22 protein-coding genes are annotated in these 20,233 nt (G+C 57.0%); 12 read left to right on the top strand and 10 right to left on the bottom strand.

The annotated features are described in order from the left end of the window. The first annotated feature begins 4 nt into the window (after nt 1-4). The 4 genes from BM347_RS00645 to BM347_RS00630 all read left to right on the top strand — a co-directional run bounded on the left by BM347_RS00645 (nt 5) and on the right by BM347_RS00630 (nt 4,696). Nucleotides 5-685 carry a type 1 glutamine amidotransferase gene (locus BM347_RS00645; protein ID WP_093914506.1) on the top strand — a complete coding sequence of 227 codons (681 nt, stop codon included), beginning with the start codon at nt 5-7 and terminating at the stop codon, nt 683-685. Further along, entirely contained in the window at nt 685-2,043 is a 1,359-nt protein-coding gene (locus BM347_RS00640) for a glutamine synthetase family protein (protein ID WP_093914505.1), read from the top strand. The genes BM347_RS00645 and BM347_RS00640 overlap by 1 nt, the downstream gene beginning before the upstream one ends. Before the next feature lie 74 nt (nt 2,044-2,117). Further along, complete coding sequence (locus tag BM347_RS00635; protein ID WP_093915344.1) at nt 2,118-3,422, top strand: NAD(P)/FAD-dependent oxidoreductase; 1,305 nt, start codon at nt 2,118-2,120, stop codon at nt 3,420-3,422. A gap of 95 nt (nt 3,423-3,517) precedes the next feature. Beyond that, nucleotides 3,518-4,696: a DegT/DnrJ/EryC1/StrS family aminotransferase gene (locus BM347_RS00630; RefSeq protein ID WP_093914504.1), complete on the top strand. Its 1,179-nt coding sequence runs from the start codon at nt 3,518-3,520 to the stop codon at nt 4,694-4,696. 135 nt (nt 4,697-4,831) lie between these two features. On the opposite strand, the gene phaR is transcribed toward BM347_RS00630, so the two are convergent. From phaR to BM347_RS00615, 3 genes are all read right to left on the bottom strand, one after another. Further along, complete coding sequence (phaR, locus tag BM347_RS00625; RefSeq protein ID WP_093915343.1) at nt 4,832-5,410, bottom strand: polyhydroxyalkanoate synthesis repressor PhaR; 579 nt, start codon at nt 5,408-5,410, stop codon at nt 4,832-4,834. 140 nt (nt 5,411-5,550) lie between these two features. Further along, nucleotides 5,551-5,994: a phasin, PhaP gene (locus tag BM347_RS00620; protein ID WP_093914503.1), complete on the bottom strand. Its 444-nt coding sequence runs from the start codon at nt 5,992-5,994 to the stop codon at nt 5,551-5,553. A 141-nt stretch (nt 5,995-6,135) separates the two neighbouring features. Continuing rightward, nucleotides 6,136-7,941, bottom strand: coding sequence for a PHA/PHB synthase family protein (locus BM347_RS00615; protein WP_093914502.1), 1,806 nt, complete (start codon nt 7,939-7,941; stop codon nt 6,136-6,138). Between the two features lie 106 nt (nt 7,942-8,047). On the opposite strand from BM347_RS00615, the gene phaZ reads away from it, so the two are divergent. Next, nucleotides 8,048-9,337, top strand: a complete 1,290-nt coding sequence (phaZ, locus tag BM347_RS00610; RefSeq protein WP_093914501.1) for a polyhydroxyalkanoate depolymerase — start codon at nt 8,048-8,050, stop codon at nt 9,335-9,337. Beyond that, a complete protein-coding gene (locus BM347_RS00605; RefSeq protein WP_093914500.1) occupies nt 9,337-9,921 on the top strand; it encodes a DUF6151 family protein in 585 nt (194 codons plus the stop codon). Before phaZ ends, BM347_RS00605 begins: the two co-directional genes overlap by 1 nt. A gap of 24 nt (nt 9,922-9,945) precedes the next feature. Here BM347_RS00605 and BM347_RS00600 read toward each other — a convergent pair whose 3' ends face one another. From BM347_RS00600 to BM347_RS00585, 4 genes are all read right to left on the bottom strand, one after another. Further along, a complete protein-coding gene (locus tag BM347_RS00600) occupies nt 9,946-10,563 on the bottom strand; it encodes a hypothetical protein (protein WP_093915342.1) in 618 nt (205 codons plus the stop codon). 10 nt (nt 10,564-10,573) lie between these two features. Then, on the bottom strand, nt 10,574-11,326 hold the full coding sequence (locus BM347_RS00595) for an alpha/beta hydrolase (RefSeq protein ID WP_093915340.1): 753 nt from the start codon (nt 11,324-11,326) through the stop codon (nt 10,574-10,576). 2 nt (nt 11,327-11,328) lie between these two features. Next, a complete protein-coding gene (locus BM347_RS00590; RefSeq protein WP_093915341.1) occupies nt 11,329-11,562 on the bottom strand; it encodes a hypothetical protein in 234 nt (77 codons plus the stop codon). A gap of 61 nt (nt 11,563-11,623) precedes the next feature. Then, entirely contained in the window at nt 11,624-12,919 is a 1,296-nt protein-coding gene (locus tag BM347_RS00585; RefSeq protein ID WP_425442424.1) for an MFS transporter, read from the bottom strand. A 166-nt stretch (nt 12,920-13,085) separates the two neighbouring features. Between BM347_RS00585 and thrS the strand changes: the two genes are divergently transcribed. The 5 genes from thrS to BM347_RS00560 all read left to right on the top strand — a co-directional run bounded on the left by thrS (nt 13,086) and on the right by BM347_RS00560 (nt 17,779). Then, nucleotides 13,086-15,032 (top strand): threonine--tRNA ligase, encoded by a 1,947-nt coding sequence (gene thrS / locus BM347_RS00580; RefSeq protein ID WP_093914499.1) that lies wholly within the window; start codon nt 13,086-13,088, stop codon nt 15,030-15,032. Between the two features lie 230 nt (nt 15,033-15,262). Beyond that, nucleotides 15,263-15,565: a BufA1 family periplasmic bufferin-type metallophore gene (locus tag BM347_RS00575; RefSeq protein WP_093914498.1), complete on the top strand. Its 303-nt coding sequence runs from the start codon at nt 15,263-15,265 to the stop codon at nt 15,563-15,565. Nucleotides 15,566-15,640: 75 nt separating this feature from the next. After that, entirely contained in the window at nt 15,641-16,489 is an 849-nt protein-coding gene (bufB, locus tag BM347_RS00570) for an MNIO family bufferin maturase (protein WP_093914497.1), read from the top strand. Further along, a complete protein-coding gene (locus tag BM347_RS00565) occupies nt 16,486-17,253 on the top strand; it encodes an HvfC/BufC N-terminal domain-containing protein (protein ID WP_093914496.1) in 768 nt (255 codons plus the stop codon). Before bufB ends, BM347_RS00565 begins: the two co-directional genes overlap by 4 nt. Beyond that, nucleotides 17,237-17,779, top strand: a complete 543-nt coding sequence (locus BM347_RS00560; protein ID WP_093914495.1) for a DoxX family protein — start codon at nt 17,237-17,239, stop codon at nt 17,777-17,779. The genes BM347_RS00565 and BM347_RS00560 overlap by 17 nt, the downstream gene beginning before the upstream one ends. On the opposite strand, the gene BM347_RS00555 is transcribed toward BM347_RS00560, so the two are convergent. Beyond that, entirely contained in the window at nt 17,776-18,090 is a 315-nt protein-coding gene (locus tag BM347_RS00555; RefSeq protein ID WP_093914494.1) for an arsenate reductase family protein, read from the bottom strand. The genes BM347_RS00560 and BM347_RS00555 overlap by 4 nt on opposite strands. A 166-nt stretch (nt 18,091-18,256) precedes the next feature. Between BM347_RS00555 and BM347_RS00550 the strand changes: the two genes are divergently transcribed. Continuing rightward, the gene (locus BM347_RS00550; protein ID WP_093914493.1) at nt 18,257-18,463 is read left to right on the top strand and encodes a cold-shock protein; all 207 of its coding nucleotides are present in this window, start codon (nt 18,257-18,259) and stop codon (nt 18,461-18,463) included. Between the two features lie 304 nt (nt 18,464-18,767). Here BM347_RS00550 and BM347_RS00545 read toward each other — a convergent pair whose 3' ends face one another. Together BM347_RS00545 and BM347_RS00540 are read right to left on the bottom strand one after the other, a co-directional pair. Next, nucleotides 18,768-19,247 (bottom strand): dihydrofolate reductase, encoded by a 480-nt coding sequence (locus BM347_RS00545; RefSeq protein ID WP_093914492.1) that lies wholly within the window; start codon nt 19,245-19,247, stop codon nt 18,768-18,770. 2 nt (nt 19,248-19,249) lie between these two features. After that, nucleotides 19,250-20,083 (bottom strand): thymidylate synthase, encoded by an 834-nt coding sequence (locus BM347_RS00540; RefSeq protein WP_093914491.1) that lies wholly within the window; start codon nt 20,081-20,083, stop codon nt 19,250-19,252. Nucleotides 20,084-20,233: the final 150 nt, after the last annotated feature.

The raw sequence follows: 20,233 nt of genomic DNA, 5'->3' as shown, positions 1-20,233 counted from the left end.
CGTGATGAAAATCGGCATCCTTCAAACCGGCCACTCGCCCGACAACATGAAAGACCAGTTGGGCGACTACGGCGAGATGTTTACCAAACTGCTGGGCGGGCATGATTTCGACTTTCAGATTTGGTCGGTTGTGGATGGCGATTTTCCGGCCTCGGCCGTGGATGCCGACGCATGGCTGATCACCGGCTCGAAATTCGGCGCATATGAGGATCACGACTGGATTCCGCCGCTCGAACAGCTGATCCTAGCCATTCGCGAAACCGGCCGTCCCTTAGTTGGTATTTGCTTTGGCCACCAGATCATCGCCCAAGCACTTGGCGGTAAAGTCGAAAAATTCGACGGCGGCTGGTCTGTGGGCCCCACGGAGTACATCGTGAACGGACAGCCGATGGCGCTGAACGCGTGGCATCAGGATCAGGTCACGACCCTTCCCAAAGGGGCCAAGGTTGTCGGGTCCTCGGATTTTTGCGCCAATGCGGCGCTGCTCTATGACGATCAAATCTGGACGATCCAACCTCACCCGGAATTCAGCGCTGATTTCATCGACGGTCTGATACGCACCCGCGGCAAGGGTGTGGTACCTGATGAACAGCTTGCAGCGGCTGCAAAGCGGCTGGATACCCCCACAAATAACGCTGATATTGCAGATTTTATTGCCGATTTCCTCAAGAAAGAGAGACCGTGATGTCCGACTGGATTGACGACCTGCCCGAACCTGCCCGCGACTATCTGGAGGGGAGACGTCTGGATGAAGTCGAATGCATCATCCCGGATTTGCCTGGCATCGCACGCGGCAAAGCCGTGCCCGCCAAGAAGTTCTCGCGTCAAGAATATTTTCACCTGCCCGACAGCATTTTCTATCAGACCATCACCGGTGAGTGGGGCGAAGCCGCGGGTGCCGATGGGTTCATCGAAAAAGACATGATCCTGCGACCCGATATGTCGACGGCGACCGCCGCACCCTGGACTGCGGATTGGACGCTTCAGGTGATCCACGACGCCTATGACCGCGATGGTGAACCGGTGCAATATTCGCCTCGCAACGTTTTGAAACGCGTGGTCGAACTCTATCGCCAGCAAGGTTGGGAACCTGTTGTCGCCCCGGAAATGGAATTCTTTCTGGTCGCACGCAATCTGGACCCTGCCCATGCGATCAAACCGATGATGGGCCGCTCAGGCCGCCCCGCAGCCGCGCGTCAGGCCTATTCCATGACTGCCGTGGATGAGTTTGGCCCGGTGATCGACGACATCTATGATTTTGCCGAGGCCCAAGGTTTCGAGATCGACGGCATCACCCAAGAAGGCGGTGCGGGCCAGCTCGAGATCAACCTGATCCACGGCGATCCGGTGCGGTTGGCGGATGAAGTGTTCTATTTCAAACGTCTGATCCGCGAAGCCGCACTGCGCCACGATTGCTATGCCACGTTTATGGCCAAACCGATCGAGGACGAACCCGGCAGCGCCATGCATATGCATCATTCGGTGCTGGATATTGAAACCGGCAAGAACATCTTTTCCGACACAAAGGGCGGCGAAACCGATGCGTTTTTCCACTTTATCGCAGGCATGCAAAACCACATGCCCGATGCGCTGGCTGTGTTGGCCCCCTATGTGAACAGCTATCGCCGTTACGTCAAAGACCACGCAGCACCGATCAACCTTGAATGGGGCCGCGACAACCGTACCACGGGCATTCGCGTGCCGCTGTCCAAACCCAACTCACGCCGTGTAGAAAACCGGTTGGCCGGGATGGATTGCAATCCCTATCTGGGCATCGCGGCATCGCTTGCATGCGGTTTTCTGGGGCTGATGGACAAGAAACACCCGAAACCCGAATTCAAAGGCGACGCCTATGAGGGCGACGGGGACATCCCGCAGGTTCTGGGGTCTGCCTTGGATTTGTTCGAAGAGGCCACCGGGCTGCACGAAGTATTAGGCCCCGATTTTGCCCGGGTCTACGCCATCGTGAAACGTGCCGAATATGACGAGTTCCTGCAGGTTATTTCGCCTTGGGAACGCGAGCATCTACTTATGAATGTTTGATCCCGTCGCCGATGGCGGATGCCTTCGGCGAGGATTTAAAACCATTTGGAAGCGGGGACAGGAGCCCCTTTGCGATGAACCTGCTTTATGCAAATGATGAAAAAGGCGCTTATCCTGACAGCTGGTATGCCGCGACGGCGACCCCGATGCAACGGTTTGCCCCCCTCAAAGGTGCCATAAAAGCAGATGTTTGCGTGGTCGGGGGCGGCTATACCGGCCTGTCCGCTGCCCTGCATCTGGCACAGGCAGGTCGCGATGTTGTTTTGCTGGATGCGCAACGCGTCGGGTTCGGGGCGTCCGGTCGAAACGGCGGGCAATTAGGCGGCGGCCAGCGGATTGAACAGGACACGCTGGAAAAGACGTTGGGTGTAGATCATGCGCGCAGATTGTGGGATTTGGGCGAAGACGCAAAGGCTTTGGTCAAAGGCCTGATTGCTGAGCACGATATTGACTGCCATCTGAAGCCGGGTGTCGCTTGGACAGCATCCACAGCCAGCGACCTGCACCATCTACACGACTATGCCGGACACCTGCAAAGCCGCTATGGCTATGACCAGATCGAAGTGCTGGACCACGACGCCTTGCAATCGGTTTGCCCCTCGCCCGATTACAAGGGTGGTATTCTGGATATGGGTGCCGCGCATTTACATCCGCTTAACCTCGCCCTCGGTTTGGCACGGGCGGCACAAAAGGCAGGCGTCCGTATCTATGAAGGCTCTGCCGTGAACCATATCCAAGAGGGCGCGAAGGTGGTGGTTCAAACCGACGGCGGGCGCGTCACGGCGGGACACGCTGTGCTGGCGTGCAACGGCTATATGGGCGGTTTGAACCGCAAGGTTGCGGCGCGGGTCATGCCGATCAACAACTTTATCGTAGCGACCGAACCGCTGGGCAATCGCATCCGCGATGTATTGCCCCGCGATGTGGCGGTGGCCGATAGCCGGTTCGTGGTGAACTATTTTCGGCTGAGCCATGACGGTCGGCTACTGTTTGGTGGCGGGGAGAGTTATGGTTACAAATTCCCACGCGATATCGCCGCCAAGGTACGCGCCCCAATGTCCGTGGTGTTCCCCCAGCTCAAAGACGTGGCGATAGATTATGCTTGGGGTGGCACGCTTGCCATCACTATGAAACGTCTGCCCTATCTTGCCCGCGTCGCCCCCAACATCCTGTCCGCGTCGGGGTATTCGGGACACGGTGTCGGCACAGCCACCCATGCTGGGCAGCTCATGGCCCGTGCCATTATGGGCGACAGCGACGGGTTTGATGTGATGTCCGCCATCCCCACCAATCCCTTTCCCGGCGGCGCGGCAATGCGCACGCCTTTGCTGACCCTTGCAATGACCTGGTACAGCCTACGCGACAAGCTCGGCCTGTAGTCACAAATATTTCACAGTTTTCAAACCTGAATTCGCTTGGCCGTAATCCGCCGCTGTTTTAATATTCTGAAAGAAAACCTTCAGGATTTTGAAATATGCCCCTGCCCGATATGCATCACGCAGAGCCGATCCCAGAAGCAGCCCGCGCCGAGATTGAGCGGCTTTTGCAAACCGGCGATCTGTTTCGCTATACGGCCGCCAGCGAAGCGCCTGTCTCCCTGCTCGAGACCGAATTCGCCCAGATGATGGGGTCCCGCTACGCCCTCGCGGTATCTTCGTGCTCGGCTGCGCTGTTCCTGTCGCTGATGGCGCTGGACCTGCCAAAAGACGCACGCGTGCTGATCCCGGGGTTTACCTTTGCCGCGGTGCCCTCCTCTGTGATCCATGCAAATTGCCAACCGGTGCTATGCGAGGTCGGGGATAACTACCGCATCGATATCAGTGACTTCGAGGCCAAACTGCCCACAGTCGATGCCGTCATCATCAGCCATATGCGGGGGCACACCTCAGACATGGACGCCATTATGGCCCTGTGCAACGCGGCCAACATCCGCGTCATCGAAGACGCGGCGCATTCACTGGGCACGCTCTGGCACGACCAGAAAATCGGCACCATCGGCAAAATCGGATGCTTTTCTTTCCAATCCTATAAGATGATCAACGCCGGCGAAGGCGGGATTATGATCACCGATGACGCCGACCTGATCGCCCGCGCGATCATTATGTCAGGCGCTTATGAACACAATTGGAAGAAACATCCCCACATCGCTGACGCCTGTGCCCGCTGGCAGAATAAACTGCCTCTATACAATCTACGCCTCAGCAACCTGTCCGCAGCCATCCTGCGCCCGCAACTGGCCGAACTCCCCCGGCGTGTAGCGGACGGGCGTCGCAACCACGACTATGTCGCGGCCAAACTGAACCGGTCCCCCTATCTCAACGTCCCCACACCATTGGCCCCGGAAACCCGCGCCCCGGATTCAATACAGTTCAACATGATCGGGTTGGACGATGATGCAGTCCGTGCTTTCGCAAACGCCAGTGCCGCCGCAGGGGTCAAGGTTCAGGTCTTCGGCCAAAGCACCGACAATGCCCGCGCCTTCTGGAACTGGCAATTTATCGAAAGCCTGCCGGACCTGCCGCAAACCCGCAAAATGCTAATGACAGCATGCGATGTGCGCTTGCCCGTTCACCTCACACCCCGCGACCTTGATGCCGTCATCGACGTCCTGCTGGGCGCAGTTCAAAATGCGGCAAGCTCCGAGGCCGCCTAACCTGCCTTTTCATTTTGCCAGGTAAACTCCCGCCGGAGGCATCTAACACATGCGAAAAAGCCCACCCAATAGCGGGGTGGGCTCAGGTCTGATCTGGATCAAATAAAACAGTCGCACGTCAGTGCGGCCGCTGGATCACTTCAACTTTGACAGCTTATCCTGCAATTCGGCCAATTGCTGCTTGATCGCGTCCAGACTCTCGTCTTGTTTACTATCGGACTTCTCCGGCTGCGGCGGTGTCTCGGCCTCGGGCTTGGTCATGCCGGGCCATGCGGCGGGGATATTGCCCGTCATGGCTTTCATGAATGCCTCTTGCTGGGCCTGCATCACATCGAACCCTGGCATTTTGGACATCGGGTTGATCGTGTTCATGTTTTCCAGCACCCGCGATTGGCCATCGCGCAGCATGTCAAAGGACGCTTTCAAAAACTGCGGCACAACGCTTGCGCCAGGCGACATGTAACTGCGCACCAGATCGTTCAGCACATCTACGGGCAAAACTGATTCACCACGGCTTTCGTGATCTGCAATGATCTGCAGCAGATACTGACGGGTCAGATCATCACCGGATTTCAAATCCAGAATCTGGACTTCGCGCCCATCCCGGATAAACCCCGAGATATCCTCAAGCGTCACGTAATCGCTTGTTTCCGTATTATAAAGCCGCCGGCTGGCGTAGCGCTTGATAAGCAGAGGCTTGTCTGTGTCGGCCACGGTGGATCCTTCCCAAAGTGCGTGCTGCATTGCAGCTTAGGGTAGCACGTTTCAAAAAGAAAGGGCCTCGCAACAAAGAAAGGGCAGACTTTCTCAAGCCTGCCCCCTCACTCATGAAAGTGGTTTTGCCGTGCGGCGCGTTACTTTGCAGTCGCTTTTTTCGTGGCTTTTGTGGCTTCAGCTGTGGCTTTTTTCACGGCAGCTGTTGCTTCCTCGGACATGTCTTTGCCCGCAGCCATCATCAGTTCAACAGTGTCCATTTGAACGGATTTTGCGATTTCAGCGAATGCGGCCATGTGCTCGGCTGCAACTTCGGCAGAGGCAGATGTGAAATCTGTCATCGCTTTTGCATAGTCAGCAGGCTCGGACTTGGCTTTGGACATTTCGGCCAGCTTGTTGAGTGTTTCTTTTTGCCATTTGTTGGAAATCTCGGCGGATTTCTCGGCAGCTGTCAGTGCAACGCCGGACAGTTTTTCATTCAGTGTTGCTGTTGTTTTGAACGCATCGTTCAGCGCAGTTGTATCAACTGGGAATGCGCCCATAACGTCTTTCATCATGGCGGAGATATCAGGTGTCTTTGTCATAGTCTCTTCCTCTTTCAGTTGAGAGCGGCAACAGCCTACTCGTTCTGGTATAGGAGACACCTACATGCTGCGGCGCGGCATTTCAAGTATATTCTGCACTGCAGCATGTGAAAGTTGACCTAGGGGAAAAGATTAATCAGATCAGTCTCTTGCTTTGCGTGTGACATAGGTTCCGGGGGCATCACCCAGTATTTCACGACCGTCCGCGCCCGGCACACGTGCCTCGATCAGCCCGCCAGAGTGATTCTCAAGCCACTTGCCCCAACGGGGCCACCATGACCCTTTGTGGAACTTGGCACCGTCCAGCCAGTCTTGGTATTCCAGCGACATATCAGCGTTCGTATAATGGCCATACTTGCCTTTGCTGGGCGGATTAACGATGCCCGCGATATGGCCCGACTGGGTCATGATGAATGTTTTGTCCTTACTGCCCATCTGCTGGACGCCGCGGTAGCTGTCTTTCCACGGTGCAATGTGGTCCGTTTCGCACCCGATGGCGATCAGCGGCACGTCGATATCGCCCAACTCAAGGTGGTGCCCCATCAGATCAAACCCGCCCTCGGCCAGTTTGTTTTGTTGGCACAGCCCGCGCAGGTATTCCATCGCCATACGTTCAGGCAAGTTCGCCCCGTCCCCGTTCCAATACAGCAAGTCAAACGCAGGCGGCGTATCGCCCAACATATAGCTTTTGATCGCAGGGCCATAGACCAGATCGTTTGAGCGCAGGAACGAAAACGTCCGCGCCATGATCACCGATGGCAGTATGCCTTTGTCCTTGGTCTCCGCTTCGATCCCGTCGATGAAATCATCGGTCAGGAAGGGCTGGAATTCCCCCTGATCCGAAAAATCGGTCAGCGCGGTAAAGAACGTCGCCGATTTTACCGATGGGTCGCCGCGCTGCTTTAGTAAGGACAGTGTCAGCGACAGCGTGGTGCCCGCAATACAATAGCCCACAGCGTTGACCTGATCCTGACCGGTGATGTTTTTGACCTCTTCAATGGCCGCGACGAACCCATCCTCGATATAGTCGCCCATGCCGACATCGCGGTAGCTGCTATCGGGGTTGATCCAGGACACCATGAACAACGTGTGTCCCTGATCGACGACCCATTTCACCAGACTGTTCTGTTCCTTCAGGTCCAGAATGTAGAATTTGTTGATCCACGGCGGAAAGATCACGATCGGTGTTTCATGTACCGTTTCGGTGGTCGGGGCATATTGGATCAGCTCGAACATGTGGTTGCGAAACACCACCTTGCCCGGTGACGTGGCAATGTTGCGGCCCAGCTCGAACGCGGTTTCATCGGCCAGCCGCACGATCATCTCGCCGTTGTTGGCCTCAAGGTCGGCGATCAGGTTCTCAAGCCCTTTGATCAGGCTTTCGCCTTCGGTGGCAACCGCACGCTCCAGCGCATCGGGATTGGTTGCCAGAAAATTAGTCGGGCTCATCAGGTCGATGATCTGGCGGCTGAAATATTCCAGCCGTTGTTTCTCGCGCGGTTCAAGGTCGGACACATCTGCAATCGCCTGGTGCAGCGTTTCGGCGTTGATCAGATACTGCTGTTTGACATAGTTGAAATAGGGGTGGCTTTCCCACAACGGGTTGGCAAAACGTCTGTCCTTGGGCGTGGTATCAGCCGGCGCTTCCAGCTTGCCCTTGGCCAATGCCTTTTGAGCCTCGACAAAATGCGACACCGATTTGGTCCAGAATGAGACCTGTTGTTCGATCAGCTTGGCTGGGTTTTGTACCGCTTCGTTCCAATAGGAATGCGCAGCCTTGGCGAATAATTCCTGATTCGGCCCGTCCAGGGCGGCCTGATGCCCCTCCCGGTTCACCATAATCTGAGATAATCGCGCGCCCAACGCTTCAACTTTATTCATATTCTCTGTCATCCGCGCCAGCGCGGCTGCATCAGGTTCCAAGGGCTCATTCGTTTTTGTTGTCATCTTAACGGTTCCTCCCTATGTTTGCACTTGCAGCATCGCGCCGTCCTATCTGGGAGGGGACCGGCGGAGCGCCCAAGCACAAGGGCCAACCAACAGGAGACCCCTCATGAAGTATATGGCATCTTATGATTTAATGGAAACAATGCGTAACACCAATCAGTGGCTTGGTGCTACAGCGCAGGCGTTTGCGTCATATCCTGTATTTTCCGCCTTCCCCAATCCCGCGATGGATTGGATGGCCGCTTGGGGCGAAGTCACCGAACGCAGCTTTGCACGGATGGTTGCCAAACCCGATTGGAACCTGCCCGCCGTCGTTGGCGAAGACGAGGCAGACCACCAAGTAGAAATCGAGAAAGAAATCAAAGGTGCGTTTGGCGATCTTTTGCATTTCGTGGTTCAGAACCGTCCAGCGCCAAAGCGCAAGGTGCTGTTGGTCGCCCCTATGTCAGGCCACTATGCCACATTGCTGCGGTCAACCGTGATCAGCCTGATCCCCGACACAGATTTGTACATCACCGATTGGCACAATGCCCGCGAAATTCCCGTCAGCGCGGGCAAGTTCGACGTCGAAGATTACACCCTGCATCTGGTCGAATACATGCGCCATCTTGGCCCGGACGTTCATATTATTGCCGTGTGCCAACCTGCGCCGCTTGCACTTGCCGCCACCGCTTATCTGGCCGAGGAAGAACCAAGCGCGCAACCCAGCTCCCTGACCCTGATCGGCGGCCCGATTGATCCCGACGCCGCCCCGACCGAGGTCACCGATTTTGGCGACCGTGTCCACATGGGGCATCTTCAGGAAATGTCGATCCAGCGTGTGGGCTTCAAATACCCCGGCGTGGGACGCAAGGTTTATCCGGGGCTGTTGCAGCTCAATTCCTTTATCTCGATGAACAGCGAAACCCATGCCAAAGCATTCCGCGATCAGATCATGCGCGTCGCCCAAGGCGAGGCTGGCGATCACGACAAACACAACAAATTCTATGACGAATATCTGGCCGTCATGGATATGCCCGCCGAATTCTATCTCTCCACTGTCGAGCGGATCTTTAAAAACAACGAAATCGGCAAGAACAATTTTACCATTGCGGGTAAAAAGGTCGATATTGGCAAGATCACAACCGTCGCCGTTAAAACGGTCGAAGGCACCAAGGATGACATTTCAGCACCCGGTCAATGTATTGCGGCGCTTGATCTGTGCACCGGCCTGCCCGACAGTAAAAAGGCCAGCCACCTAGAAGACGGTGCTGGGCATTACGGTATCTTCGCTGGCAAAAGCTGGCGCAATAATATCCGCCCGCTGGTGCTGCAATTCATTGATGCAAACCCACGTGACGCCGAAAAGCCAAAAGCAAAAGCCAAGAAACCGGCCAATGATAACGCAGCTGCCTGATGTTCAAAAAGCCTAAAGATGTCGCCTTTTTCTGCAGCTGTGGCACCGTCACTGGCACGTTGCTAGGCGCATCGCCTGCCGTCGGCACGCATCTTGAATGCTTTTGCAAAGATTGCCGCGCGGCCGAGGTTTTTTCAGGCCAACCCGACACCCCATCGGTGGCCCTGTTCCAGACCACACCGAACCGGATCAAATTTGACCAGGGGTTCGACCAAGTGGCGGTCTTTTCCTTTGGCGAGAAAAACGTACTGCGGTGGCATGCAAAATGTTGCGGTTCCGTGATCGGCAACACCCTGCGCAATCCCAAGATCGCATTTTCCAGCATCCGCACCACGATCCTGACAGACCCCGATGCCATTGGCCGCGTCGCCACCAAGGCGAATTTGCACGCCCCTGGCGACAAGCCCAAGCACAAGGGCATGGGCCGTTTCGTCTGGGGCGTGCTCAGCCGCGGACTGGCAGCACGGATAACGGGCCGTTGGAAAGACACGCCATTTTTCGACACAGACAGCCTGAAGCCCGTGCGCGATGTTTATGTGGTGCCCAAGGACAAACGCCGCGAAATCAACGCGCAGCTTAGTTAAGCGCGCAGGTCCGCCCTGCACCGATCATTCAGGATAGGTAATGCCGCGCAAGGGCGGGAAATCGGCATATCGCGCACGGCGCTGCGCGGCCTCCTCGGCCGGTGTGTTCCCGGCGCGCAGCAACATGCCCCTAGGCGCGATGTAGCTTGAGATCGTGCGCAAAGGCCTGGGCCGCCAGACCAGATTGAACGCCGCCAGTTTGGGAAAAAACCACATCTCGGAATAAGGCAGATGGTCGTGTACCCACCACGCCAGATCGCGCCAATCGCGGCCCTGATCATATTGATCCGCAAACCATGGGATCACGATAGACGCCCCTGCAATGGCCGCATCACCCGCGTCCCGGTCCCAGATGTGGCATTCGAGGGGGTTGCCGCTGGACGCGCAGTTCAGCTTGTTGGCGTTGCCGTAATCATTCAACGCCCGCGACCGATAGCCCGACCGCACCGCGACCCGGCCGAATGTTTCCTCAAGCGGGTCCAGTAGCGCGATACAAAACGCCCGCCCGTTTTCGATCGCCAGATCGGGATTGTCGGGAATGTTCGGGACGCCGTGAAAGCCGTTGATCTCGGAATACAGAAAATCGCGCATGTAGAAATGTTTCGACAGACGTACCCGCCCGACGGTTTCAAGGCTCCACATGCTGGCGGGTTTACGCATCCGCGGCCTTATCCAACACCTCTTGCAACGACGCTTGCATCAGCCCCAGACAGCGGTCGTCGGAAAAGCGGTGATCGGCATCTTTGACCAGTTGTAACTGCATGTCCGGCCCCGTGGCATGTTCCAGCAGTTTCACCGCTGTTGCGACGCTTACCGCTGTATCCGCCGTGCCTTGCAAAAACCGCACCGGAAACGGCAGGTCCAACGCAGACCGCAGCACCAACTGCTCGCGCCCGTCCTCGATCATCCGGCGCGTGATGATGTAAGGCTCCATATAATCCGACGGCAGTTCAACGCGGCCTTCGGTTTCCAACCGCTGCTTTTGCGCGTCGGTAAAGCTGGCCCAATACCCGTCTTCGGTAAAATCCGGCGCTGCCGCGATGGTGACCAGCCCAGCAATCCGCTCAGGCATCGCGCGGCACAGCAGCAGCGATTGCCAGCCACCCATGGACGACCCCACTGGCACGATCTTGCCCTTGGTCAACGCGGTCACGGCGGCCAGCGTATCCTGCGCCCAATCGCCAATACAGCCATCGGTGAAATCGCCCGAGGATTCACCATGACCCGAATAATCAAACCGCAAAAAGGCGCGGCCCTCGCGGCGGGCCCATTCCTCAAGAAACACCGCCTTGGTGCCTTGCATGTCGGATTTCAGCCCGCCCAAGAAGACCACGCAAGGCCCGCGCCCATGCGTCAGATGATAGGCCAGCGTCCGGCCTTGTGGCGTCTTTAGGGTTTGCGCCATGGTCATCCGCCCAAATAGGTGCCCTTGGCGGGGCGATAGAATATCTTTTGATTGTGCAGACGCCCCAGCAAGTCGTCGATCTTGCGCAGGGAATCCACGGTCTTATCGGCGGGCAGCATCTCTTGGGTGCCGTTATAGACGTCCGCTGATAGATCACGCTTGGTGATATGCAGGGCGGCCTCGATCAGGTCGATATCGCTGACTGTCAGTTCGAAGTTGCGGTTGTGTTTGGACATCTCGCCATCCTTTTGAATGCGTGTACCGTCCCCCATGTCATAAAACCATGCGCGCCGACGTTCAATCCACTGCGTCGACCTCGCTGAGGCCAAAGGCCACAACCGCCGCGCCCACGGCCATAAGCGCAAACAAAACCAGCGTTGCATTTGGCCCGAACAGCGCCGCACCGCCCCCGGCAAATCCCGCAATCAACAACAAGACACCGATCACCGTGTTGGAAACCGCGGCATAGGCCGACCGCTGATCCTTGGGCGACATATCCACCAGATAGGTCGACCGCCCCTGCCGCACCCCGTGATAGGCGATCATCAGGATGAACAGCACCAGCGGCATCGCCCAGATTTGCGTGGCCAACCCCAACAGGCTAAGCGCCACAGCCCCCAGCATCGCACAGGCCCCGACGATACCTGTTAACATCAACACCTTGCGGCTGGACTGATCCGACAGACGACCCCAGATATAAGAGCTTAGGAAAGATGCCAGCGCCGATGCCAGCACCAAAGCGCCCAATTGGCCAAGGGCGGATTGTTCCTCTCCCCCCGCCAACACCACAAAATACGGCGGGGCCAACGCGGTCGAGGCCAGCAATCCCCGCACCAGAATAAAACGTCGCAGGTTCGCGTCTTGTTTCAATATACTGAAATCGGCCCCTTCTGCCTTGGACGGGTCGCTTTTCATTTCTTTCAATGTGGAAAACAGCAGTGCGGCCGCGCCCCACAGGCAGGCACCCAAAGCGATGGCGGCAATAACAATGCCGGTGCTTTCAAACAGGCCCGACATCAGCAGCAGCGCCAAGATGACCACACCTACAGATGACACCGATCCCGCCAGCCCGGTGATCGACCCGCGCCGCGATTTACCGACGGTCTTGCCCAAGATATCTTTGTACGACACCGAACAGGCCGCACGACACAGCGCCAGCCCGCCAAGGGCCGCGCAGATGGCAAACCCGGCGGCGGCCCCTTCGAGGGTGAGCGCAGCAAGCACGATCAACGCGGCGAATATCCCCTGCCCCGCGCTGCCCAGCACCCATGCCCATTTGCGCCGCTGCATCGCCTGCACCCAAGACGCCAGCAACATCTGCGGCAGCAAAGCGCCACTTTCGCGGATCGGCACCAGTGCACCGGCAAACACGGCGGGCGCACCAAGCGACGTCAGCAACCATGACAACATTAGTTTGGGATCAATCAGCCCATCCGCCACCTTAGTCATCGACAGGCTGGCAACATGGCGTAAGGCGTTTGGCGCTTCGGCGTTTTGTGCGCCCCCGGTCAGGTCGTCGGCGTCGCCCTCGGCCCCTGACAGTTTCTCAAAAGCCTTGCGTGTCCATCCGTCCTGCATCCTGTCGTTTCCCATCGTGCTGATTTTTTTGCGGCGTCATCATAACGCAACGCACAAACACCCAAAGAGGTTTCGAAAAACGCCGCAGTTATTGACAACCCCGCCGCGCGCCGCCATCTAGCGCAGGCACATAACCCGCAACCGGGCGTCTCGTAGGCGCCAAACCGACGAGGAGGCCCAAATGGCCCAGATCACTCTCACCCTTCCCGATGGCAATGCACGGCAGTACGGCGCAGGTATCACTGCGGGCGACGTGGCCAGCGACATCTCAAAGTCCCTTGGCAAGAAGGCGATCAGCGCCACCGTGAACGGTGCGCATTACGATCTGGCCTGGCCGATTGACGCCGATGCCAACATCGCGATCCACACCATGGCTGACGAAGAACAAGCCAACGAATTGGTCCGTCACGACCTTGCCCACATCATGGCTCGCGCCGTTCAGGAAATCTGGCCCGACACGAAGGTCACCATCGGCCCGGTGATCAAAGACGGCTGGTATTATGACTTTGACCGCGCCGAACCCTTCACCCCCGAAGACCTTGGCGCGATCGAAAAGAAGATGAAGGAAATCATCAACAAGCGTGATCCCGTCCGGACCGAGGTCTGGGACCGTCCCCGCGCGATCAAGCATTACGAGGATCTGAACGAGCCCTATAAGGTCGAGCTGATCGAAAGCATCCCCGGCGATGAACCCTTGCGCATGTATTGGCATGGCGACTGGCAAGACCTGTGCCGTGGCCCGCACCTGCAACACACCGGCCAAGTGCCCGGCGACGCGTTCAAATTGATGTCCATCGCCGGTGCTTATTGGCGCGGTGATAGCGACCGTGCCATGCTGCAACGTATCTATGGCGTGGCCTTCACCGGCAAGGAAAAGCTGCGCGCGCATCTGAACATGCTCGAAGAGGCCGCCAAACGTGACCACCGCAAGCTGGGCCGCGAGATGGACCTGTTCCACATGCAAGAAGAAGCCCCCGGCCAAGTGTTCTGGCACGCCAACGGCTGGCTGATTTACACCCAGCTTCAAGACTACATGCGCCGCAAACAACGCGCTGGCGGCTATGTCGAGGTGAACACCCCGCAGGTCGTTGACCGCAAACTATGGGAAGCATCGGGCCACTGGGAAAAGTACCAAGAGCACATGTTCATCGTTGAAGTTGACGAGGAACACGCCCGCGAGAAATCAGTCAACGCGCTGAAACCGATGAACTGCCCCTGCCACGTGCAGATCTTTAACCAAGGCATGAAATCCTACCGCGACCTGCCGTTGCGCATGGCCGAATTCGGCTCGTGTAACCGCTATGAACCCTCGGGCGCGCTGCACGGTATCATGCGTGTACGGGGCTTTACCCAAGACGACGGCCACATCTTCTGCCGCGAGGACCAGATCGAAGAAGAGACCCTGATCTACATCGAATTCCTGTCCGCCATCTACAAAGACCTTGGGTTCGAGAACTTTAAGGTCAAGTTCTCGGATCGCCCCGAAACCCGCGCCGGATCGGACGAGGTATGGGACAAAGCCGAAGCAGCCCTGCTGTCAGCGACCCGCAAAGCCGGGATCGAGCCTGAGATTAACCCAGGCGAAGGTGCGTTTTACGGCCCCAAACTGGAATTCGTGCTGACCGATGCGATTGGGCGCGACTGGCAATGTGGCACCCATCAGGTTGACTTCGTACTACCCGAACGGCTTGATGCGACCTTTGTCGGGTCGGATGGCGCGAAACACCGCCCCGTCATGCTGCACCGCGCAACATTGGGGTCGTTTGAACGTTTCATCGGCATCCTGATCGAAGAACACGCAGGGAAACTGCCATTTTGGCTGGCCCCGCGTCAGGTCGTTGTGGCCTCCATCACCTCAGAGGCGGATGAATATGTGCGCGAGGTCATCGAGACCCTGACCGCCGCCGGTGTCCGCGCTGAAGCTGACACACGCAACGAAAAGATCAACTATAAGGTCCGCGAACATTCGGTTGGAAAGGTGCCAGTCATCCTTGCCGTGGGGGCCCGCGAGGTCGAAGAAAAAACCGTATCGGTGCGCCGTCTTGGGGAAAAACAGACTTCTGTCCAATCCCTTGCGGACGTCGCAGCGGCCCTCGGGGTCGAGGCAACTCCGCCCGATCTGCGCTAACTATATTGTAACAAACCCATCCGGGCGGCCAAAAAAATCTGCCCGGATGTGACCGTTTGTTTCAACGAAAAACCCGTTTTCGGGGTTTTTCTGCCAAATATTACAAAAAAACAGCGGTTTTCCTGACGTTGATGTGAGACACTTTGACGTGAATAGATTTGTCACATCAACATGGGCTTAATTAGGATACGAATAAGAATTACCAATCAGACCATCAGGAGGAACATACAATGTCCAACACAATGAAAACATTCGCCGTCGCCGGTGCCGTTGCCGCAGCCATGGCCGCGCACAGCACGCCCGCCGACGCTGCCGCCAAAGAAAAATGCTATGGTGTGGCGCTGGCCGGTGCCAATGATTGCGCCGCCGGTCCGGGCACCACATGCGCTGGTTCATCCGTGACCGATTACCAGGGTAATTCGTGGAAACTGGTTGACGCAGGCACATGCGAATCCATGGAATTGCCCGAAATGGCAGACGGTTCCGCGCGCAAAGGCTCGCTTGAGCCACTTGATCGCGACCTGCCCGCATAATTCTAGATCAGGCGCAGGCGGTGGCAATCACCGCCTGCGTTTCTTACACCTGAACCCCCAAAGGGAGCGCGCGTCATGCTGGACAGTCAACGCCGCTTTGACCGACTGCCCGCCAGCCCGGGGGTTGGCTATAAGCTCCAACATTTCAACGACATCCTCGGCGATCCCGGTCCGGTGAAATGGATCGAAATCCACGCAGAAAACTATATGGGGGACGGCGGTCGTCCCCTTGCCCAGCTTCGCGCGCTTTCGCAACGTTTTGCGCTGTCCGTTCATGGCGTGGGCCTGAGCATCGGGGGCGAAACCCCGCTGGACCGCGACCACCTGAACCGCTTGAAAAAGCTTTGTGATTGGGCGCAACCTGCCAGCTTTTCCGAACATCTTGCATGGTCGACCCACGGGGCCGAGTTCCTGAACGATCTGCTGCCCCTGCCCTATACCGACGCCACATTGAACCGCGTCGCCAGCCACATCAGCCAGGTCCAAGACACCCTTGGCCGTCAGATGCTGCTTGAAAACCCGTCCAGCTACCTCGCCTTTGCTGAATCCACACTATCCGAGACCGAGTTTCTGGCCGAACTTGTGCGCAAAACCGGCTGCGGCCTGCTGCTGGACGTCAATAACGTCTTTATATCCGCCACCAATCTGGGCCTATCCGCCCAGCAATATATCGATGCCTATCCGCTGGCGCATGTCGGCGAAATCCATGTCGGCGGCCATGACGAAGACACCGATGACACGGGTGCGCCCTTGCTGATCGACAGCCATGGCAAACCCGTGATTGATCCCGTCTGGGCCTTGCTGGATTACACCCTTGCACGGACTGGCCCCAAACCGGTTTTGGTTGAGTGGGACAATGATGTGCCGGATTGGCTCACCCTGCGGGCCGAGGCGCAGCGCGCGGCCCATGCGCTTGCCGCATGACAGGTCAATCCGATTTCCGCGCCGGCCTGCTTGACCCGTCCGCCGCCGTTCCGGACGGGCTGGAAAGCGGCGATGGCACCCCTGCGGGCAAGCGATATGATGTCTATCGCAACAATGTCACCCATTCGCTGATCGCAGCACTACAAACGGCCTTTCCCTTGGTACGTAAAATTCTGGGTAGGCAAAATTTCAACAGCCTTGCACCGATTTATGTCCGCGCGCATCCGCCCAAATCGCCATTGATAATGCATTATGGCGATGCGTTCCCGGACTTCCTTAGCCAGTTGCCACAGCTCGAAAAGCTCGGATATCTGCCCGATTGCGCGCGGTTGGATCTGGCGATGCGGGCGTCTTATCATGCTGCGGACGCCCCCGCCTTTGATTTGACCGGGTTCCAGCAGTTGCCGCAGGAAGCGATGATGTCGCAGACACTCACCCTCGCCCCTGCAACGCGGGTCTTAACCTCTTCTTGGCCGCTTTTTGATATCTGGCGTTTCAACATGATCAAAGATGCGCCGAAACCCGTCATGCAGCCGCAGGATGTGCTGATCACAAGGCCGGATTTCGACCCTGAGCCAAACCTGCTGCCACCGGGTGCTGCGGATTGGCTGGCGCATCTGGGTCAGAACGAAACCTTGGTCGCAGCCTATGAGGCAACGGCGGCAACGACCCCCGAATTCGATCTGGCCGCCGCATTGACCATCACATTTACCAGCCAAGCTTTTTGCGCAAATGAAAGGGCCTCGGATGCAACAACTTCTTGATCGTTATGACCGCATCGCTGCCACCCTGTCACGTCAGGACTGGCTGCTGGCCACCCTTGCCCGGCTGGTGTTTGCAGCCGTACTGGCCGTATACTTCCTGAATTCCGGTGTTACCAAATTGGGTGACGGTCCCCTTGGCGTGCTGAACCCAAGCGCCGGTGCCTATATCCAGATATTCCCCCGCGCCTTTGCCAATGCGGGCTATGACAGCACGGCGCTTGGGCTGTTTCACCATGCGATTGTTATCGCGGGAACCAGCGCCGAGTTCCTGTTGCCCGTGCTGATACTGATGGGTCTTTTCACCCGATTGGCTGCGTTGGGCATGATCGGTTTCGTGCTGCTTCAATCGGCGACCGACATCATTGGCCACGGGCAATACGACGCCTTGGGCCGCTGGTTCGATCACATCCCCGATGCGGCCATTATGGATCAACGCGCATTGTGGCTGCTGTTACTGATCACACTTTTGGTCAAAGGCGCGGGGCCGCTGTCCCTTGATAAACTGTTGCTGATGCTGCGCCGCTAAACGCCAAGGGCGCTCTGTACCTCTTTGGTCCAGCCCAGATGCAAGGTGCCCGCGTCGTCAATCAACGGCCGTTTCATCAACGTGGGGTGCTGCGCGATCAACACCAGCGGATCGTTGTCCCGTTCGCCCGCGTCCAGGCCCCGCCATGTGGTCGACCGTGTATTGAGCAAGGCCATGCCAAACTGCGCAAATGCCCGCTGCATTACGTCATCCGAAACACCATCTGCCCGCACATCAACCAATTGCGCATCAGGCAACGCTTTGACAGCCTTGCGGCAAGTATCGCAGTTTTTCAGCCCGTAAATGATCATATCTTGTGATTTCCCTAAGATTTTCACCCCCGCAGCACCACTAGGCCGGGAATTTCCTTGATTTTTGCCCAAAGCAGACGATGTTTTAATGTACTCAGCCAATGAACGTTGGTTGGGTCTCATTACTACGGCACTAAGTACTACTCAACAGGAGGCACCGAAGGACATGCCAACAGGAACCGTTAAATGGTTTAACACGACCAAAGGGTATGGATTTATCGCACCAGAAGATGGCGGCAGCGATGTGTTTGTGCACATCTCGGCCGTTGAAGGATCGGGTTTGACCGGTCTTGCAGACAATCAGAAAGTTTCATTTGAATTGTCAGAGGGCCGCGATGGACGCCAGATGGCAACGAACCTAAGCCTTTTGTAGGCCCGTACCCGATGTGTCTGCATCGGATCATTATACACGTAAGGCTGCGGTTTTAGCTGCAGCCTTTTTCACCTGAAATGCACGGAAGACCCGGCTCGGCAACGCGTCTAGTCGACCGGAGGTGCCATGACCTGCGCAAGCGGCATGGACCGGGTTGGCGTAACACAACGGATCACCCAGCATGGTGATCGGATGGACCTCGGCTGGGCAATAATTAACGTGCACGGGTACGAGAAAATCTGTTTTCCAACAGAGGCTTGAACCCCAAACGCAAAGCGCGCGTCCATCATACCAAGCCCGGCTATTACACTGCCCGCAGATACTCGCGCACGGTGCATCTTGGCACCGCTTCGCGCAGCACGCGGTCGTTGACGACGCGCCATTTTGCGGGATCAAAGGCCGGGAAAAACGTGTCCGCATCCTTAATCTCTACGTCGACTTCAGAGATCAGCAACCGGTCGGAAAGCCCTAGCATCTCTTGGTAAATGCCTGCCCCGCCAATTCCATAGACGCGGTCATAACCCTGTGACGATGCCATTTTGATCGCCTCGGCCACCGACGGCACGACGATCTCCGCGGCATCGGGCCGTGAAGACACGACGATGTTCAAACGCTTGGGCAGCGGTTTGAACGGCAGGCTATCCCACGTGTTGCGCCCCATGATCAGCGCACCGCCAAGGGTTTCGCGCTGAAAAGATTTGAGGTCTTCGGGCACGTGCCAAGGGATCGTACCGTCCCGCCCGATGGCACCGTTCACTGCTTTGGCAACGATCAAGGTAATCATGATCAGACCGCCACGGGTGCGCGGATCAGCGGATCAGGGTCATAGCCCTCGATCTCAAAGTCCTCGTATTTAAAGTCAAAAATCGACGTCACATCGCGTTTTATCCGCACCGTCGGCAGCGGCTTTGGCGTTCGGGACAATTGCAATTCCACCTGTTCCATATGGTTCGAATAGATATGTGCGTCGCCCAGCGTGTGCACAAAATCGCCCGGCGTATAGCCGGTCACGTGCGCCAACATGACCTGAAGCAACGCGTAGGATGCGATGTTAAAAGGCACGCCCAAAAACATGTCCGCTGAGCGTTGGTAAAGCTGCAGATGCAGCTTGTTATTGGCGATCCGGACCTGCCACATCGTATGACAGGGCGGCAGCGCCATCAGCGGCACATCGGCAGGGTTCCATGCGGTCACGATCAAACGGCGGCTGTCGGGTGTTGTTTTAATCATCTCAACCAGTTGCGCGATTTGGTCAATGCTGCCGCGGGTATAAAGCGGCGTGCCGTCCTGGGTCTGGTCCGTGGCTTTCAGCGTCGGAAAATTACGCCATTGATAGCCATAAACCGGGCCAAGATCGCCATTCTCGTCGGCCCATTCATCCCAGATCGAAACACCGTTATCCTTAAGGTATTTAACGTTGGTATCGCCGGATAAAAACCACAGCAGCTCGTGAATGATTGATCTTAGGTGCAGTTTTTTCGTGGTAACCAACGGAAACCCATCGGCAAGGGGATAGCGCGATTGCATGCCGAAATAGGACCGCGTTCCAGTGCCTGTACGGTCGGTCGACTCGTCGCCCTGTTCCAAAATCATTTTCAACGCATCATGGTATTGCTGCATCGTTACCCCGCCTTATTACATTGCCGCACTGCTGTTTACCTCCCAAGCTATAGCGCAATTCATGCGGCGACCGCCATATGTAGTGTTGATCTCGGGCCGCCCTTTATGGGAAAGATGCCCCGAAGCCACGCAAAACCGGGCGTTTTTGCA

Origin of the sequence: Sulfitobacter marinus, assembly GCF_900116285.1 — a bacterium.
Lineage (GTDB): Bacteria > Pseudomonadota > Alphaproteobacteria > Rhodobacterales > Rhodobacteraceae > Sulfitobacter > Sulfitobacter marinus.
This window is presented reverse-complemented; position numbering and strand designations above follow the sequence as displayed.

Bases quoted from the DNA above. Each gene is read 5' to 3' on its own strand.
- BM347_RS00645 (WP_093914506.1), top strand. From the start codon at position 5: ATGAAAATCGGCATCCTTCAAACCGGCCACTCGCCCGACAACATGAAA.
- BM347_RS00640 (WP_093914505.1), top strand. From the start codon at position 685: ATGTCCGACTGGATTGACGACCTGCCCGAACCTGCCCGCGACTATCTG.
- BM347_RS00635 (WP_093915344.1), top strand. From the start codon at position 2,118: ATGAACCTGCTTTATGCAAATGATGAAAAAGGCGCTTATCCTGACAGC.
- BM347_RS00630 (WP_093914504.1), top strand. From the start codon at position 3,518: ATGCCCCTGCCCGATATGCATCACGCAGAGCCGATCCCAGAAGCAGCC.
- BM347_RS00620 (WP_093914503.1), bottom strand. From the start codon at position 5,994: ATGACAAAGACACCTGATATCTCCGCCATGATGAAAGACGTTATGGGC.
- BM347_RS00615 (WP_093914502.1), bottom strand. From the start codon at position 7,941: ATGACAACAAAAACGAATGAGCCCTTGGAACCTGATGCAGCCGCGCTG.
- phaZ (WP_093914501.1), top strand. From the start codon at position 8,048: ATGAAGTATATGGCATCTTATGATTTAATGGAAACAATGCGTAACACC.
- BM347_RS00605 (WP_093914500.1), top strand. From the start codon at position 9,337: ATGTTCAAAAAGCCTAAAGATGTCGCCTTTTTCTGCAGCTGTGGCACC.
- BM347_RS00600 (WP_093915342.1), bottom strand. From the start codon at position 10,563: ATGTGGAGCCTTGAAACCGTCGGGCGGGTACGTCTGTCGAAACATTTC.
- BM347_RS00595 (WP_093915340.1), bottom strand. From the start codon at position 11,326: ATGGCGCAAACCCTAAAGACGCCACAAGGCCGGACGCTGGCCTATCAT.
- BM347_RS00590 (WP_093915341.1), bottom strand. From the start codon at position 11,562: ATGTCCAAACACAACCGCAACTTCGAACTGACAGTCAGCGATATCGAC.
- BM347_RS00585 (WP_425442424.1), bottom strand. From the start codon at position 12,919: ATGGGAAACGACAGGATGCAGGACGGATGGACACGCAAGGCTTTTGAG.
- thrS (WP_093914499.1), top strand. From the start codon at position 13,086: ATGGCCCAGATCACTCTCACCCTTCCCGATGGCAATGCACGGCAGTAC.
- BM347_RS00575 (WP_093914498.1), top strand. From the start codon at position 15,263: ATGTCCAACACAATGAAAACATTCGCCGTCGCCGGTGCCGTTGCCGCA.
- bufB (WP_093914497.1), top strand. From the start codon at position 15,641: ATGCTGGACAGTCAACGCCGCTTTGACCGACTGCCCGCCAGCCCGGGG.
- BM347_RS00565 (WP_093914496.1), top strand. From the start codon at position 16,486: ATGACAGGTCAATCCGATTTCCGCGCCGGCCTGCTTGACCCGTCCGCC.
- BM347_RS00560 (WP_093914495.1), top strand. From the start codon at position 17,237: ATGCAACAACTTCTTGATCGTTATGACCGCATCGCTGCCACCCTGTCA.
- BM347_RS00555 (WP_093914494.1), bottom strand. From the start codon at position 18,090: ATGATCATTTACGGGCTGAAAAACTGCGATACTTGCCGCAAGGCTGTC.
- BM347_RS00550 (WP_093914493.1), top strand. From the start codon at position 18,257: ATGCCAACAGGAACCGTTAAATGGTTTAACACGACCAAAGGGTATGGA.
- BM347_RS00545 (WP_093914492.1), bottom strand. From the start codon at position 19,247: ATGATTACCTTGATCGTTGCCAAAGCAGTGAACGGTGCCATCGGGCGG.
- BM347_RS00540 (WP_093914491.1), bottom strand. From the start codon at position 20,083: ATGCAGCAATACCATGATGCGTTGAAAATGATTTTGGAACAGGGCGAC.